Here is a 1,152-nt window from a genome sequence, read left to right on the forward strand (position 1 = left end):
GCTTTTTTTCCGCCGTACAAACAACGATTTTTGGTGTACTCTTGCGCCCGTTCGCATGAGGATAATTACGTATGGAAATGAATTTTTATCGCGCAGCGCTGCTGGCTGTGACGATCTTTTTTGTCGGGTGCGATGAGGCCCCGAAACCGGCTCAGACCGCACAATCCGCCACCGTTCTGGAAGGTAAAACGATGGGCACCTTCTGGCGGGTCAGCGCGGTGGGCGTGGATGCCAAACGCGCCAGGGAGTTGCAGGCGAAGATCCAGACTCAGCTTGATGCTGACGATCAGCTTCTTTCAACCTATAAAAATGATTCTGCCCTGATGCGCTTTAATCTGTCGAAAAGCTTGTCGCCGTGGCCGGTTAATGACGCTATGGCGGATATCGTCACGTCGGCGCTGCGAATTGGCGCGAAAACCAATGGCGCGATGGATATCACCGTGGGACCCTTGGTCAACCTGTGGGGTTTTGGTCCGGATCAGCAACCCGTGCACATTCCCACTCAGGAGCAAATTGACGCCGCAAAAGCGCAAACTGGACTTTCACATTTGAAAGTGATTAATGAGGCTCATCGGGATTACCTGCAAAAAGACTTGCCGGATCTGTATGTGGATCTGTCTACCGTTGGTGAAGGTTATGCCGCCGATCATCTGGCGCGACTGATGGAGCAAGAGGGGATCGCCCGTTATCTGGTTTCCGTTGGCGGTGCGCTAAACAGTCGTGGTATGAATGCGGAAGGCCATCCATGGCGGGTGGCGATCCAGAAACCCACCGATCGTGAAAACGCGGTGCAAGCGGTTGTCGACATTAACGGGCACGGCATCAGCACCTCCGGTAGCTACCGTAACTATTACGAGCTGGACGGTAAACGCCTGTCGCATGTTATCGATCCGCAAACAGGGCGTCCGATCGAACACAATCTGGTGTCTGTGACGGTGATAGCCCCTACGGCGCTGGAGGCTGACGGCTGGGATACCGGTTTGATGGTGCTCGGCCCGGAAAAGGCCAAAGAGGTGGTGCGTCGTGAAGGGCTGGCGGTCTATATGATTGTGAAAGAGGGGCAAGGGTTTAAAACCTGGATGTCGCCGCAGTTTAAAAGCTTTCTGCTCAGCGAAAAAAATTAAAAAGCAAGATTGCGGGTTTTTATACCTG

At 53.5% G+C, this 1,152-nt stretch carries 1 protein-coding gene; it reads left to right on the forward strand.

The window, feature by feature from the left end; all coding sequences use genetic code 11:
- The first annotated feature begins 71 nt into the window (after positions 1 to 71).
- Positions 72 to 1,124: an FAD:protein FMN transferase ApbE gene (apbE, locus tag KQJ18_RS24070; RefSeq protein ID WP_216422963.1), complete on the forward strand. Its 1,053-nt coding sequence runs from the start codon at positions 72 to 74 to the stop codon at positions 1,122 to 1,124.
- The last annotated feature ends 28 nt before the right edge of the window (positions 1,125 to 1,152 follow it).

It is taken from the genome of Citrobacter sp. S55_ASV_140, from assembly GCF_018919505.1.
GTDB classification, from domain to species: Bacteria; Pseudomonadota; Gammaproteobacteria; order Enterobacterales; family Enterobacteriaceae; genus Citrobacter; species Citrobacter werkmanii.

Excerpts from the sequence above, each read along its gene's own strand:
- apbE (WP_216422963.1), top strand. The coding sequence starts at position 72 with ATGGAAATGAATTTTTATCGCGCAGCGCTGCTGGCTGTGACGATCTTT.